The organism is Paraburkholderia sp. OAS925 (assembly GCF_040543975.1).
GTDB classification, from domain to species: Bacteria; Pseudomonadota; Gammaproteobacteria; order Burkholderiales; family Burkholderiaceae; genus Paraburkholderia; species Paraburkholderia graminis.
Window position 1 is genome coordinate 1,592,281 of the sequence record NZ_JBEUNO010000001.1, and the last position, 15,553, is coordinate 1,607,833.

Here is a 15,553-nt window from a genome sequence, read left to right on the forward strand (position 1 = left end):
GGATACTTGTGCAATGCAGCATTCCGGCGGCGCCGATCCGTAAAAATGTCATCGAATCATGCTACTGGCGATGCTGCTGCGCCGCCATCAGGGCTTGCAGCAGCCTTAAGTTCAGCATCTTCCGTGCCGTTATGCGACGGCTGCCCGGTTGCGCGCGCCATCGCCTGTTCGTGCTTCATCAGGTTCAGGCCCGTGTTGACGAGCGCCACATGCGAGAACGCCTGCGGGAAGTTGCCGACGAGCCGCTTTGCCGCCGGATCGTATTCCTCGGCGAGGAGCCCGACGTCGTTACAGAGGCCGAGCAGCCGTTCGTACATGGCAATGGCTTCGTCGAGGCGGCCTTGCAGCGCCAGGTTGTCCACCATCCAGAACGAACAAGCCAGAAACGTGCCTTCCCCCGGCGGCAGGCCGTCGTCGAATTCGGTGGTGCGGTAGCGCATTACGAAGCCGTCGTGCATCAGGTCGCGCTCGATCGCCTCCACCGTGCCTTTCACGCGCGGATCGTGCGGCGGCAAGAAGCCGACGAGCGGCAGCAGCAGCAGGCTAGCGTCGAGCTGATCGCTGCCGTACGTCTGCGAGAACGCATTGCGCGAAGCGTTCCACGCCTTGTCGCAGACTTCCGCGTGAATCTGCGCGCGGGTGGCGCGCCATTCGTCGAGCGGCCCCTCGAGATTGAACATTTCCGCCGATGCCAGCGCGCGGTCGAACGCGACCCACGCCATCACCTTCGAGAAAGTGAAATGCTGGCGGCCGCCGCGCGTTTCCCAGATGCCTTCGTCGGGTTGCTGCCAGATCGTGCCGAGGTGACGCAGCAGCGCGCACTGCACGTTCCACGCGGTGTCGTCTGCCTGCAGGCCGCCGACCCGCGCGAGATGCAGCGCGTTCATGACTTCACCATACACGTCGAGCTGGAGCTGTCCGACCGCGTTGTTGCCGATCCGCACCGGCTTCGCGCCGCAATAGCCGGGCAGCCAGTCGACCTCGTATTCGGTCAGGCGCCGCTCGCCGGCCAGGCCGTACATGATCTGCAACTGGTCGGGCGCGCCGGCCATCACGCGGCCGAGCCAGGTACGCCAGGCGCGCGCCTCGTCGTAGTAGCCGCCGCGCATCAGCGCGAGCAGCGTGATCGTCGCGTCGCGCAGCCAGCAGTAGCGGTAGTCCCAGTTGCGCGTGCCGCCGAGCTGTTCCGGCAGCGACGTCGTGGGCGCGGCGACGATTCCGCCGGTCGGTTCATACGCGAGCGCCCGCAGCGTGATCAGCGAGCGGCGAATCGGCTCGGCCCATTTGCCTTCGATGGTGCCGCGCGCCGACCATTCGAGCCAGTGATTCTCGGTGCGCGCCAGCGCCGTATGCGGATCGCGCGCGGGCGGCAGCCGCAGATGCGAGGCCGAGTACGCGAGCGAGAACGGCACGCGCTCGCCTTCGCTGACGGTGAACTCGGCAACCGTCTTCATGTTCTCGCCGCGCAGATCGACGGGCGTGCGCAGCACCGCGTTGTCCGGACCGACGATCGCGCGAATCCCGCTCTCGTGCTTCAGGCGGTCGACCCACGGAATCGAAAAGCCGTAGTCGAAGCGCAGCACCAGTTCCATCTTCATGCGCACGGTGCCGCGCTTGCCGACGACGATGCGCACCATCTCCGACCAGCCGTTGCCCGGCGGCATGAAGTCGACGAGCGTGACCGCGCCTTCGGGCGTTTCGAAGTCGGTCTCGAGGATCAGCGTTTCGCCGCGATAACGGCGGGTGATTTTCGGCGGCGTGTCGCTGCCGCTGTCGGCGTCGGTCTCGGTGCCGCTGCCGCTGCCGCTATCGGGGCAGATCAGCCAGCGGCCGTGGTCCGGCGTGCCGAGCAGCGCGGCGAAGCAGGCGCCGGAGTCGAAGCGCGGCCAGCAGAGCCAGTCGACGGAACCTTCGCGTGAGACGAGCGCGGCCGTGTGGCCGTCGCCGATGAGCGCATAGTCTTCGATGAGTGCGGGCATGGCCGTGCGTTTCGATACCTAATGTACGTTGATCGTTTTGAGTAGCGGGCGCGGCAAGTTCGGCTGCGCCCCACTGGTTTCTTCCGGACTTGCGGGTTGCAGTTTGGTTCACCGCACACAATGCGGCAAAACGCGGGTTGTAATTGTCAAATGGCTGCCTACAATCAGTAATCCAGCCGATGCCTAAAACTTTCGGGTTTGCGAAGCCGGCTTGCCCATCGCGCATGCACACGCCGTTTGGAGGACGAAAGCCATGCTGAATCCGTCAAAATCCGACTGCATCACGATTCTCTCCGCCGCGAGCCAACTCGCGGACGATTCCATGCTGCCACTCGATCATAGCCGCCTCGGTCTCAGCCGCAATGGCATGCAGACTGCCGCGAGCTTTCTGATCGAACGCGCCTGCTTCCGGCGCTATCAGGAAGGTGACGGCCATTATGCCGTCGGCGCGTTGTCGCTGCAGGGGCGCTGGCGCCTCGAACAGCTTTCGAACGGCTGAGTCGCGTCTGCGACGCAGGTGTCGGCGGCCGGCTGCGGCCGGATGCGCTGTGCCGTTTGAACGCATGATATCTATCGCTTAACGCGCGCCAATGAACGGTGCGGTCGCGCCGGCGCGCGTGCGTCTTCGCGCGCCGTTGCTCCCCCTACGGCATTCTTTCCCGCTGCATCCACGTCTTTTACCAACGAGAGAAGCCGGGCCGTCCTGCGCCCGGCTTCTCCGGTCAGAAGTGCGACGAGCCCACGCCAAAAATACCAATGATCCCGATGATGATCAGATACAACGCGACGATGTAGTTCAACAGCCGCGGCATCACGAGAATCAGAATGCCGGCGATCAGCGAAACCAGCGGGCCCAGGCTCAGTGTGATGTTCATGAAAACTCCGTAGTGTGGTGACACGCGATTAAAAACGTCCCCGAGAGGCAGGGCAATTGCTACCGATGCAGTCGTCATGCCGCCCGACGATTCGCCGCGGCGACACGGCAGGCCGCTTCGCTGCATGATCCGTTGCAACGCTTTTATACTTGCCCGACAAGAATAACGCTCGACTTCGGCGCGGCAGACCAGAGGCACGATGACAACCGCTTTGCTCTCATAATCCACGTAGAGGAGGTCGTATGCTTCTTCGTCACCGGGACGCTGTGCCTGCCGCGCCAGCTCCTGACCGGTCTTCTTCACGACGCGTGCGCGCGTGGTCTCCCATGCACTCCGCCCGCTCGATCATAAAAGGTTTCGCGCTCATGGTCTCGATTGCCGCTTCGCCCGCGTTCGCGCAAGACGCCGGTTCGGGTGCCGGTTCCGCTCCCGCCGACGCCGTCTATAACCTGCTGGTCGGCACCTACACCGGCGGCAAGAGCGAAGGCTTGTACGTCTATCGCTTCGACACGAAGACGGGCGACGCCACACGCGTGTCCGTCGCGCAGACGGTGAACCCGTCGTACCTGGTGGTGAGCCGCGACCGCCGCTTCGTCTACGCGGTCAACGAGCTGCCGGGCGACAACGGACCGGCGAGCCAGCGCGGCGGCGTCAGCGCGTTTCGCTTCGACGCCGCGAGCGGCCAGTTGACCTTTCTCAACAAGGTTTCCGCCGATGGCAACGACCCGTGCTACCTGAGTCTCTCGCCGGACGGCAAATACCTGCTCGCCGCGAACTATTCGGTCGCGGCCGATCCGGGCGGCAGCTTCTCCGTTTTGCCGGTGCAAGCCGACGGGCAACTCGGCGCGTCGGTGCTGACCGTGCATCATGAAGGCAGCGGTCCGGTCAAGGGGCGCCAGGACAACGCGCACGTGCACTCGACGGTGTTTTCTCCGGACGGGCACTATCTTTTCGCGCAGGATCTCGGCGCCGACAAGCTGTACTCGTACCGCTACACGGCTGACGGCAGCCGCGGTTTGTTCAGTCCGACCGACTGGCGCTACACGCAGGAGAAGCCAGGCACCGGTCCGCGGCACCTGGTTTTCGGCGCCGACGGCAAGCACGCCTACCTGACGAGCGAACTCGCCGCGACCGTCAGCACGTTCAATTACGCCGACGGCAAGCTCACGCAGGTCCAGACCATCCCGCTGACCGAGCCGGGCTTCAAGGGCGCGGTAGGCGCGGCGGCGATTCATCTGTCGCCGGACGGGCGCTTTCTCTACGCGACCAATCGCGGCGATGCGAACGAGATCGTGATCTTCTCCGTCGATCCGACGAATGGACATCTGAAGAAGATCGGGCGTCAATCGAGTCTCGGCAAGTCGCCGCGCGAGTTTGCAATCGATCCGACCGGCAAATGGCTGATCGTCGGCAATCAGAACAGCGATACCGTCTATGTGTTCCGGCGCGATCAGCAGAGCGGTTTGCTGGAAGCGAATCCCAAGCGGATCGAGATCGGCTCGCCGGTGGACTTCAAGCTGGTGTCGCCGTCGTGAGGGAGGCGAGGCGGCAGGTTGAACGAACAGGGGCCGCTTCGAGCGGCCCCTGTTCGTGGCTGGTGGTTCATGCGGCGCCGCTAACCGGCGTCATGCACGCGCATGGTTGCTGCCGGCAATTTGCCGGCGGTCTGCGCGCTATTCCGCCGGCCCGGGCGCGAGCACTTCGCGGCTGCCGTTGATGCCCATCGCCGACACGAGCCCGGCCGTCTCCATCTGTTCGACAAGACGCGCCGCGCGGTTATAGCCGATGCGCAACTGCCGCTGTACCGACGAAATCGACGCGCGCCGCGTGCGCACCACGAACGCCACGGCTTCGTCGTAAAGCGGATCGGCTTCCGCATCCGGCGAGTCGCCGAACAGGTCCTGCGCCGCGCCGCCGTCGGTCGCAGGGCCGTCGAGAATGCCTTCCTCGTATTGCGGCTCGCCGAACTGCTTCAGATACTCGACGATTGCATGCACTTCCTCGTCGGCGACAAATGCGCCGTGCACGCGCTGCGGATAGCCCGTGCCCGGCGGCAGGAACAGCATGTCGCCCTGGCCGAGCAGCGACTCCGCGCCCATCTGGTCGAGAATCGTGCGCGAGTCGATCTTCGACGACACCTGGAACGCGACGCGCGTCGGAATGTTCGCCTTGATGAGCCCGGTGATGACATCGACGGACGGCCGCTGCGTCGCCAGAATCAGATGGATGCCGGCCGCGCGCGCTTTCTGCGCGAGCCGCGCGATCAGTTCCTCGATCTTCTTGCCCGCCACCATCATGAGGTCCGCAAGCTCGTCGATCACGACGACGATCAGCGGCAACGGCGCGAGCGGCTCGGGCGCTTCGGGCGTCAGCGAAAACGGATTGCCGAGCTTCTTGCCTTTCGCTTCCGTGTCGCGAATTTTCTGATTGAAGCCAGGGAGATTTCTCACGCCGACTGCGGACATCAGCCGATAACGCTTCTCCATTTCGCCGACACACCAGTTCAGCGCATTGGCGGCGAGCTTCATGTCGGTGACGACGGGCGCGAGCAGATGCGGAATGCCTTCGTAGACCGACAGCTCGAGCATCTTCGGGTCGATCATGATGAGGCGCACTTCCTCGGGCGTCGCCTTGAAGAGCAGCGAGCAGATCATCGCGTTGATCGCGACCGACTTGCCCGAACCCGTCGTGCCCGCGACCAGCATGTGCGGCGCCTTCGCGAGATCGGCGACGACCGGATGGCCGGTGATGTCCTTGCCCATCGCGAGCGTCAGTTGCGAGTGCGAATTCTGATAGACGCTCGCTTCGAGAATCTCGGACAGGCGGATCGTCTGGCGCTTCGCGTTCGGCAACTCGAGCCCCATGCAGGTCTTGCCGGGAATCGTTTCGACGACGCGGATCGACGTGAGTCCGAGACCGCGCGACAGGTCCTTCATCAGGCCGACGATCTGGCTGCCGCGCACGCCGAGCGCCGGTTCCACTTCGAAGCGCGTAATCACGGGACCGGCCGATGCGCCGACCACCGTGACCGGCACTTTGAATTCCTGCAGTCGTTGCTCGATCAGAAGGCCTGTCTCGATGAGCTTCTCCTCGGAGACGGGTTCGATGTGGGTGTCCGCGGGCGCGAGCAGGTCGAGCGTGGGCAGTTCGACCATCGACGCAGCCGGCGCGTGGAATTCGAAGCCGTTGGTTGGACCGTGGCCGCGCAGGGGCGTGCGTTGGGGTTCGGTGGTTGGCTGGGCCGGCGCCTCAGCGGGTGGTGCGGAGAGGCTTGGGTTTTGGGGCGGCGTCGGCTGGAATTCGGTGTTCGCTTGAGCTTGAGCTTGAGCGTGAGCCTGAGCGGACGATGCCAAGAGGTCCGGATTTTGGGCGGGCGTCGGCTCGCGCTCAGCGTTCGCTTGAGCGAGCGGTGCCAAGAGGCCATGACTTTGGCCAGGCGTCGGCTGAACGAGTGCAGCGGGCGGCGGCGCAGTGACGCTATTGTGCTGGACCGGCGCGGCGTGCGTCGGTGCATGTGCCTCCGTCTGCGCTTGCATCGGCGTCGCGAGACCCGGGAAGCGCACGACGTTCGATGATGCCGGCGGTGCGATGGTTTGCTCGGGTGCGGCGGCGAGCTCGGCTACTTGCGGGCTGTCGACATCAGCGAGCCTCGGTTCGACGTGCGAGAGAGCAGGGGACGCGAGCGCGTCGCTATCGGCCGACGACGACGGCGTAGCTGCGCCTGCCGCTGCGTCTTTGCTTGTACTTGCACTTGCACTTGCACTTGCAGCGTGCGGCGTCCACGAACCGTTGTCAGATGCGATGAACCGCGCGTCGTCCGCGGGCGGCGCAGCGGGTAGTTCGCGTTGCGGATCGCGGTTCCGGTCCGTGTCGGGGTTGGTATCCGTGCTCGCGTTTGCGCTTGCTATACCGTGCGTGTCTTCTTGCGCGTCCTCTTCCCGTTCTTCCGTCGAAGAGTGCACCTCCTGTTCCCACGGCGGCGTCTGCGACGGCGCATCCGTTTGCTGCAACCGGCTCGCGAAGATTCCGAACGGCGTGCGAGCAAGCGGCGGGGCGACGTGCGTCGTTGGCGCAACCGGCGGGGCGACCGTCGATGCAAAAGCAGATGACGGTTCAGCCACTGCTGTCCGCGCGGGCGCTTCTGCTGCGGGCTGTGTCGCTGGCGTGATAGACGCTGCCTGCTGGAACGCGGGCGCGGAAGGTACAGCTTGGTCGGTCAGTGCGCCAGCCGGTGTTTGAATGACAGGCGGTTCGATCGGCCATTGCACGACTGGCGGGGGACTGGCCGCAGCAGAGGGCTGCGTTTCAGTCCACGGCGCGCGAGTCGGCGTTTCGACAGCCGTTTCCGGCGACGTTTCCGCGGGCGTAGGCGATGCCGATTGAACGGTCGGCGCGATAGAAGCGTCTTCGACACTGCGATCGGACTGCTGATGCGACGCATCGCTCGTTGAGGATGCGGATTCCACAGCGTCGCGCGAAAGGGCGTGCGCGTCAGAGGACGGCGCGTCGCTTGCGGCGCGTCCCGAAGCGGCGTCGACTTCGACGCATGGTGAACCAGCGTCGACTCCGGTGCGTGCCAAAGTGGCATCGACTCCGTTGCTTTGTGAATCGGCCGCGGCTCCGCCACCTACCAAACCGGCATCGACGCTGGTGCATCGTGAAGCAGCCTCGACTCCGGCGCGTGCCAAAGTGGCTTCGACTCCGCTGCCCTGTGAATCTGCAGCAGCTCCGCTACCTCCCAAAGCGACTCCGGGGCCTCCCGAAGCCGCCTCGCTCGCCCCGCCCACCAAACCAGCGCCCGCCAGACCCTTCGACGCTACATTCATACCCGCGATTTTCGCGCCTTCCGCGCCGCTACTGCGCGCGAGGCTGACGCCGGCCATATCCGTCCAACGTGCGGCGTTTTCCGCGATGCTGCGCAGCGTCTCCTGGACGCTGGCGGGCGGCGTGACTTTTTCGGCGGCGGCCATCGGCCTCGTAAAGGCCGGCGCCGTCGATGACGGACGGCGCACGCCCGAGGCCGCCGCGGCATCCTCCACGCGCGCAGCCGACGACAACCCGTGCGCTGGCGATACCGCGCGATTGAGCGGCGCGGCGGTTCTGTTCGCTATAGGACGTCCACTGACGTCCACGCTAGTCGGCGTCGCGTCGGCTGCTGTTCCCGCGCGGGCGGCAAGACTCGACGCACCGTAGGCGGCAGTCGCGCCCGCACCTGAAACACCAGCGGCGGCTCCGCTAAGCAACGATCCACCGCTTGCAGGCTCGCGAGCCGCGCGGCCGACGGCCACCGACGCAGCCCCACCGACGCCACCAACACCACCAACACCACCAACACCACCAACACCACCGACGCCACCGACGCCACCAACGCCGACCTTCGCACCCGCCCCCGACCGCGGACTCCCTTCCCGCAACCACCCAGCGGGCGCAACCGGCTCAGCCGGCGACCAACCCGATTTCCCAGCACCGGACCCAGACACCGGCGTCTGCCCCGACGCCTGCCGCACCGGCGCCGCACTACCAGTCCGCAACACCGGCTCAACCGGCGCAACCTGGCCGCGCGTCACACCTTGCCCGCCACGCCACCCTTGCGCAGCCGCGCGCGTCCCCGCGTCCCGGCCAGCAGCCGGTCCAGCCGCCACCGAACCCGCACCGCCGACAGCCGCACCACCCGCAGCTCGTCCCTTGACAGGCGGCCGCCACACGGTCGGCCGCGCGTAGCGCCCCTTGCTTTTTGGCGCCATCGTGTTCATCGAACTGGAGATGTGCGGCGGCGCACCGTCGTCGAGCGCGCGATGGCGGCGCGCTTCGTCGTCGCGTTTCGCAAGACCGCGCGACGCGAGGCCGAGGCCGAACGCGCCGTCCGCCCACGCGAGGAACTCGCTCCAGTGAAAGCCGATCAGCCACGGCAGGCTCACGACCAAGAGCGCGAGCGCCGCGAGCGGCGTGCCGATATGCCCGAGCAGATGGCCGAAGCCCGCCGCGAGCGCGTGACCGATCGCGTTCATACCGGCCGCGCCGATCAGCGACGCCTCGAGCGTGCAGCTCGCCACCATCGCACAGACGAAGCCGAGCCATAGCCGGATCGTGCCGGGGCCGCGCAAGCCCGCGCCGCCCGGCAACATCGACTTGATGAGCCGCCAGATGAGAGGAATGAACCAGACGGCCGACCCGCCGAACCAGCCGAAAACTACCGTGTGCATACTAGACATCGACGAATGACGGATTGGCAAAAACGCAATCCGTCGAGTTTAAACCGGCGAAGCGCAACGCTTCGAAGGCGGACGCAAGTATGCCTGCGTCCTCGTGCAAAGCGGGCGGCGCGCCGGACAACTCAAACTCACGCGCCGTTCGCTTCACCACTGTTTCCCGCTTATTTGTCCCCACTGCCGCTGCGCTCGAACACCAGCGTATCGCCGTTGTCGAGCACGAGCTGCATCTGCTGCGGCGCGCGCATCTGCACGCCGGTTCGCGCGATATGCGTGAGCGCGTTCAGATAAGTGCTTTCGATCTGTCCGCCCGGCGTCGCGCAGGCCATGCGCGTACCGCCGAGTGTGCCGAACGAGAGCTTGCCGTCCTTCAGCGCGTACGAGCCCATATAGCGGTTGCAGCCGGAGAAGCCGCTCGCGTGCCGCTGGCCTCCGGCAGTCGAAAGCGTGAGCGTGATCGGCGTGCCGAGGTTCGCGAACGGAACCGTGCGCGCCGTGCCGTCCGACTGTTTCCACGCGGTGAGCGTCCAACTCGTGTCATCGAGCAATTGCGTCGCGGCGGGGTTGAACGGGTCAGGCGCGGCTGCTTCCGAATCCGGATGTTTCGGAATCGCGCATGCGCCGAGCAGCGCCGCGACGCTCAACGCGGCGAGGGCCGTGCGCGCGTAAGGGGCGATGCGCGCAAGACGTCGCGTGGACAAGCGTGGTTGCATGGCGTCGTTCCTCTTCAAACTGGCAAAGGCGTAAGGGTAACGCACTCGGCGCGCGGCGCGCTCGTGGACATTGGCGCGAACTGACTAGGCGCTGCCTGCGTGCGCCGCGCCGTGCGGCGTCATGTAGCGACCCGTTGCGCTTCGCGTGCGGATTAAAACCGGGCGCCGCGAGCAAGCCGCGGCGAGGGGTCCGCATGTTAACATCGTGTTCCACCCAATCCCACCCTCATCCGACTTTTATCTGGAGACCTCATGCAGATCGGCCAACGGATCGGCACGCCCCTTTCTGAATCCGCCACGCGCGTCATGCTGCTCGGCGCGGGCGAACTCGGCAAGGAGGTGATCATCGCGCTGCAACGGCTGGGCGTCGAAGTGATTGCCGTCGACCGTTATCCGAATGCGCCGGGGCATCAGGTCGCGCATCGCTCGCACGTGATCGACATGACCGACCGCGCCGCGCTGCGCGCACTTGTCGAACAGGAGCGTCCGCATCTGATCGTGCCGGAAATCGAGGCGATCGCGACAGACGCGCTGGCCGCAATCGAAAGCGACGGCATCGCCGAAGTGATCCCGACCGCGCGCGCCACGCAACTCACGATGAACCGCGAAGGCATCCGGCGCCTCGCCGCCGAGGAACTCGGCTTGCCGACCTCGCCGTATGCATTTGCCGATTCGCTCGATGAACTGCGCGCGGGCATCGCGAAAGTCGGCTATCCGTGCGTGGTGAAGCCGGTCATGTCGTCGTCGGGTAAAGGGCAGTCGGTACTGCGCAGCGACGCGGACGTCGAACCGGCCTGGCAATACGCGATGGCCGGCGGCCGCGTGAATCACGGGCGCGTGATCGTCGAAGGCTTTATCGACTTCGAGTACGAGATCACGCAGTTGACGGTGCGCGCGGTCGATCCGTCGAACGGCGAAGTCGCCACGTATTTCTGCGATCCGATCGGCCATGTGCAGGTCGCGGGCGATTACGTCGAATCGTGGCAGCCGCAGCCGATGAGCCCGCTCGCGCTCGAGCGTTCGCGCGAAGTCGCGCACAAGGTCACGGCCGCGCTCGGCGGGCGTGGACTCTTCGGCGTGGAACTTTTCGTGCGCGGCGATGACGTATGGTTCTCGGAAGTCAGTCCGCGTCCGCACGACACAGGCCTCGTCACGTTGTGCTCGCAACGCTTTTCGGAATTCGAACTGCACGCGCGCGCGATTCTCGGTTTGCCGGTGGACACGTCGTTGCGTGCGCCGGGTGCGTCGGCCGTGATTTACGGCGGACTCGACGAGGCCGGCATTGCATTCGAAGGCGTCGCCGCCGCGCTTGCCGTGCCGAATGCAGATCTGCGTCTTTTCGGCAAGCCGGAGAGTTTCGTCAAGCGCCGCATGGGCGTTGCGCTTGCGACCGGCGAGAACATCGGCGACGCACGCTCGCGTGCGAAAGAGGCTGCGGCGGCGGTGCATCCGGTGTCCGCGAAATCCGCGCGATGATCTGCGTCGGGCTTATGTCCGCAAAGCTGGTCTGAATGATCCGAGCCCATCGAACAAATCGCGGGTTCATTGAAGTCGAGGTAGGTATGTCGCAGGAATCCCCGCAGGAATCCAGTTACGAAGCGGCGCGCGTGGCAACGCGGCGCACCGCGGCCGGCTCTGTCGGCACGCTTGGTTCTCTCGGCGTGCTGCTCGCGCTGTGCGCCGGATTGACGGGCTGCGGACTCGCGGCCGCGCCGTGCCGCATTGCGTCGGCGGGGCTGAAGATCGTGCCGGTGGTCGGACACGTAGCCGCCGCACCGACCGACGCCTGCGCCGATGTCATCGACCCTTGATCCGCAACGACCGGGGCATCCAATGAAAAAAACGCTGCTTGCAGTGAGCCTCGCGGCGATCTGCGGCTATACCTTCGCCGCGCCCTCGCAGCTCGACGAGGTTCAGGCCAAAAGCCGCCAGACGCGCAAATACACGTGCGCGACCGGCAAGATTCTGCACGTCACTTACTGGAACACGGCCAATGGCCAGAGCTTCGCGCTCGTGCCGGTGAAGGGCAAGCAACTGCTGTTCGTCAATACGATAGCGGCGTCGGGCGTGAAATATCAGGCCGGCAGCTATACGTGGTGGACCAAGGGCCCGCGCGCCGATCTCTACGACGTCATGGCCGGCGAGGACGCAACGCCGGTTTTGTCCGACTGTATTACGCTCAATCGCTGAGCTTAGGGTGAGCTTCGGCTGAACTTCGACCGAACGCGCCCGCTCGACATCATCGAGCGGCGCGTCGAAGCCGCCTGTTTCTTTCTTCAGCCACGCAGCATTGCCAGCGTGCGCGCATCATTTCCCCCTGAGTAGTAAGCTGTCCGGCGTGACCTTCGGCGCGTCGCCGCGACGGTCGCCGTCGTCGCGATCATCACCGTCTCTGCAGTCGCCCGAGTCTCCGAAAGTCCGTTTCCGCTCACCCACGGCCCGGCTTCACGTCCGCGTCCATACCATCAAGCGAGACCCTCCATGAAAGCATCGGACCTGTTCGTCAAATCGCTGGAAGCCGAAGGTGTCGAGTACGTGTTCGGCATCCCCGGTGAAGAGAATCTCGATCTTCTAGAATCGCTGCGCCGCTCGAAAATCCGTTTGATCCTGACACGTCACGAACAGGCGGCGGGCTTCATGGCCGCGACCTATGGACGCCTGACGGGCCGCACGGGCGTCTGTCTCGCGACGCTCGGCCCTGGCGCCACCAACTTCGTGACCGCGGCCGCGTACGCGCAACTGGGCGGCATGCCGATGCTGATGGTCACCGGCCAGAAGCCGATCAAGTCGAGCAAGCAGGGCCATTTTCAGATCGTCGACGTCGTGCGGATGATGGAGCCGCTCACCAAATACACACGCCAGATCGTGTCGATCGCGAATATTCCGGCGGCCGTGCGCGAAGCCGTACGGCAGGCGGAAGAAGAACGCCCCGGCGCCACGCATCTCGAACTGCCCGAGGACGTCGCGCATGAGGAAGGCGACGGCAAGCCGATCCCGAAGAGCTACAGCCGGCGTCCCGTCGCGGAAGAAAAAGCGGTCGCGCGCGCGGTCGAGGCGATCACGAAAGCGAAGCATCCGTTGCTGATGATCGGCGCGGGCGGCAATCGCAAGACCACGACGAAGATGCTGCGCGAATTCGTCGACCAGACCGGCATTCCGTTTTTCACCACGCAGATGGGCAAGGGCGTGATCGACGAATCGCATCCGATGTGGCTCGGCAACGCGACCTTGTCCGACGGCGACTTCGTGCATCGCGCGATCGATCACGCCGACTGCATCATCAATGTCGGACACGACGTGATCGAGAAGCCGCCGTTCTTCATGCGCAGCGGCGAGGCCGGCGAGAAAACGGTGATTCATGTGAACTTCCTCGGCGCGGAAGTGGACACGGTGTACTTCCCGCAGATCGAGGTGGTCGGCGACATCGCCAACGCGGTGTGGCAACTGAAGGAAAGCCTCAAGGAGCGTCAGGAGCATTGGGACTTCACGCGCTTCAAGGAGATCAAGGAGCATTTCGAGGCGCATCTGGTGAAAGGCCAGCACGACGACCGCTTTCCCATGTATCCGGTGCGCGTGGTCAACGACGTGTACGAGACCACGCCGGTGGACGGCATCGTGTGTCTGGACAACGGCATGTACAAGATCTGGTTCGCGCGCTATTACCGCGCGCACGAACCGAATTCGCTGCTGCTCGATAACGCGCTGGCCTCGATGGGCGCGGGCTTGCCGTCGGCCATCGCCACCAAGATCGTGCATCCGGAGCGCAAGGTCATGGCCGTGTGCGGCGACGGCGGCTTCATGATGAATTCGCAGGAACTCGAAACGGCCGTGCGTCTGAAGCTCGATCTTGTGATCCTGATTTTGCGCGACGACGCGTTCGGCATGATCCGCTGGAAGCAGGAGAACATGAACTTCCCCGACTACGGCATGACGCTGGCGAATCCGGACTTCGTCGCGTATGCGCAGAGCTATGGCGCGAAGGGGCATCGGATCGAATCGGCGGAGCAGTTCGCGCCATTGCTGCGCGAGTGTTTCGCGACGCCGGGCGTGCATGTGATCGACCTGCCCATTGACTATTCGGATAACGAGCGCGTGCTGAACCGCGAGATCAAGCGGCTGTCCGCGCAATTGTGAGCGGCGCCGGTTCGGCTTCCTGCTCGTGCAAGAAGGCCCGAGTTGCCGCTGTCATCTATCGGAAGGAGAACGCGTAATGTTGAACAAGACCTACCCGTACTACCTCGCGAACGAAGCGGTGGCTGCGAATACGGATCTCGAAGTCACCGACAAATTCAGCGGCGAAGTAGCGACGCGCGTCGCGATGGCCGATGCGGCCGCGATCGACAAGGCGATCGGCTTCGCGGTCGATGCGATGCCCGCGCTGCGCGCGTTCCAGCCGTTCAAGCGCCAGGCGGTGCTCGAACATTGCGTGAAGCGCTTTCGCGAACGTTACGACGAACTGGCGCTCGCGCTGTGCATCGAGGCGGGCAAGCCGATCAACGATTCGAAGGGTGAAGTCACGCGGCTAATCGACACGTTCAAGGTCGCGGCCGAGGAAGCCGTGCGCATCGACGGCGAGATCGTGAATCTGCAGATTTCGCCGCGCGCGAACGGCTATCACGGCTATGTAAAGCGCGTGCCGATCGGCCCGTGCTCGTTTATCTCGCCGTTCAATTTTCCGCTGAATCTGACCGCGCACAAGGTCGCGCCGGCCATCGCCGCGGGCGTGCCGTTCGTGCTGAAGCCGGCAAGCCGCACGCCGGTCGGCGCGCTGATCATGGGTGAGATTCTTGCGGAAACGGACCTGCCGAAGGGCGCGTTCTCGATTCTTCCCGCGCATCGCGACGGCGCCGATCTCTTCACCACCGACGAACGCTTCAAGCTGCTGTCGTTCACCGGCTCGCCGGCGGTGGGCTGGGAGCTGAAGAAAAAAGCCGGCAAGAAGAAGGTGATTCTCGAACTGGGCGGCAATGCGGCCGCGATCGTCGACGGCGATCAGGGCGGCAAGCTCGACTACGTGGTCGACCGGCTCGCGTTCGGCGCGTTCTATCAGTCGGGGCAAAGCTGTATCGGCGTGCAGCGCATTCTCGTGCACGCGAGCCTCTACGACGCGCTGCGCGAGAAGCTGATCGCTAAAACCAAGTCGCTCGTGATGGGCGATCCGAAGGACGAAAAGACCTTCGTCGGGCCGATGATCTCCGAATCCGAATCGAAGCGCCTCGCCGGCTGGATGGAAAGCGCGGTGCAGGCGGGAGCGAAAATCGTCGCGGGCGGAAAGGTGGAAGGCGCGATGTTCGAGGCGACGCTGCTCGAAGGCGTGAAGCGCGACACCGACCTGTATCGCAAGGAAGCGTTCGGGCCGGTCGCCATTCTGGAGCGGTTCGACGATTTCGGCGCGGCGCTCGCGACCGTCAACGACAGCGACTTCGGCCTGCAGGCGGGCGTCTTCACCGATTCGCTCGCGCACGCGCACCGCGCGTGGGACGAACTGGAAGTGGGCGGCGTCGTGATCAACGACGTGCCGTCGTTCCGCGTCGACAACATGCCTTATGGCGGCGTGAAGGACTCGGGGCTCGGGCGCGAGGGCGTGCGCTACGCGATCGAGGACATGACCGAGCTGCGTCTGATGGTGATGCGCGAGACGTGGTGAGGCATAAGAGTTGGTGAGGCACGCGAGTTGGCGAGGCGGCGAGATTCACGGGCGGCGCGCGCAGCGGCAATGCACGCGATTGCCTGTAGCGGCCGCAAAATGGGCCGAATAGCGGCGGCCAAGGTGTCGC

The 15,553-nt window shown here is 65.0% G+C and carries 11 protein-coding genes; 7 read left to right on the forward strand and 4 right to left on the reverse strand.

What is annotated here, in order from left to right; genetic code table 11:
- Window positions 1–56: 56 nt before the first annotated feature.
- Entirely contained in the window at window positions 57–1,979 is a 1,923-nt protein-coding gene (locus tag ABIE53_RS06960; protein WP_107710267.1) for a glycoside hydrolase family 15 protein, read from the reverse strand.
- 253 nt (window positions 1,980–2,232) lie between these two features.
- Between ABIE53_RS06960 and ABIE53_RS06965 the strand changes: the two genes are divergently transcribed.
- Window positions 2,233–2,478, forward strand: a complete 246-nt coding sequence (locus ABIE53_RS06965) for a hypothetical protein (protein WP_006048362.1) — start codon at window positions 2,233–2,235, stop codon at window positions 2,476–2,478.
- Window positions 2,479–2,701: 223 nt separating this feature from the next.
- Here ABIE53_RS06965 and ABIE53_RS06970 read toward each other — a convergent pair whose 3' ends face one another.
- Window positions 2,702–2,854 carry a DUF3096 domain-containing protein gene (locus ABIE53_RS06970; RefSeq protein ID WP_006048361.1) on the reverse strand — a complete coding sequence of 51 codons (153 nt, stop codon included), beginning with the start codon at window positions 2,852–2,854 and terminating at the stop codon, window positions 2,702–2,704.
- A gap of 242 nt (window positions 2,855–3,096) precedes the next feature.
- Between ABIE53_RS06970 and ABIE53_RS06975 the strand changes: the two genes are divergently transcribed.
- The gene (locus ABIE53_RS06975; protein ID WP_192700163.1) at window positions 3,097–4,389 is read left to right on the forward strand and encodes a lactonase family protein; all 1,293 of its coding nucleotides are present in this window, start codon (window positions 3,097–3,099) and stop codon (window positions 4,387–4,389) included.
- Window positions 4,390–4,527: 138 nt separating this feature from the next.
- Here ABIE53_RS06975 and ABIE53_RS06980 read toward each other — a convergent pair whose 3' ends face one another.
- Together ABIE53_RS06980 and ABIE53_RS06985 are read right to left on the reverse strand one after the other, a co-directional pair.
- Window positions 4,528–9,057, reverse strand: coding sequence for an FtsK/SpoIIIE family DNA translocase (locus ABIE53_RS06980; protein WP_192700164.1), 4,530 nt, complete (start codon window positions 9,055–9,057; stop codon window positions 4,528–4,530).
- Window positions 9,058–9,227: 170 nt separating this feature from the next.
- Complete coding sequence (locus ABIE53_RS06985) at window positions 9,228–9,776, reverse strand: META domain-containing protein (protein WP_107710261.1); 549 nt, start codon at window positions 9,774–9,776, stop codon at window positions 9,228–9,230.
- 252 nt (window positions 9,777–10,028) lie between these two features.
- Here ABIE53_RS06985 and purT point away from each other — a divergent pair, with 252 nt between their 5' ends.
- The 5 genes from purT to ABIE53_RS07010 all read left to right on the forward strand — a co-directional run bounded on the left by purT (window position 10,029) and on the right by ABIE53_RS07010 (window position 15,423).
- Window positions 10,029–11,252 carry a formate-dependent phosphoribosylglycinamide formyltransferase gene (gene purT, locus ABIE53_RS06990; RefSeq protein ID WP_107710259.1) on the forward strand — a complete coding sequence of 408 codons (1,224 nt, stop codon included), beginning with the start codon at window positions 10,029–10,031 and terminating at the stop codon, window positions 11,250–11,252.
- A gap of 86 nt (window positions 11,253–11,338) precedes the next feature.
- On the forward strand, window positions 11,339–11,587 hold the full coding sequence (locus ABIE53_RS06995) for a DUF6726 family protein (RefSeq protein ID WP_258196192.1): 249 nt from the start codon (window positions 11,339–11,341) through the stop codon (window positions 11,585–11,587).
- Between the two features lie 22 nt (window positions 11,588–11,609).
- Complete coding sequence (locus ABIE53_RS07000) at window positions 11,610–11,966, forward strand: MliC family protein (RefSeq protein WP_029969966.1); 357 nt, start codon at window positions 11,610–11,612, stop codon at window positions 11,964–11,966.
- Between the two features lie 291 nt (window positions 11,967–12,257).
- Complete coding sequence (locus tag ABIE53_RS07005) at window positions 12,258–13,910, forward strand: acetolactate synthase large subunit (RefSeq protein WP_053857748.1); 1,653 nt, start codon at window positions 12,258–12,260, stop codon at window positions 13,908–13,910.
- A 76-nt stretch (window positions 13,911–13,986) separates the two neighbouring features.
- Window positions 13,987–15,423, forward strand: a complete 1,437-nt coding sequence (locus tag ABIE53_RS07010) for an aldehyde dehydrogenase family protein (protein WP_107710257.1) — start codon at window positions 13,987–13,989, stop codon at window positions 15,421–15,423.
- Window positions 15,424–15,553: the final 130 nt, after the last annotated feature.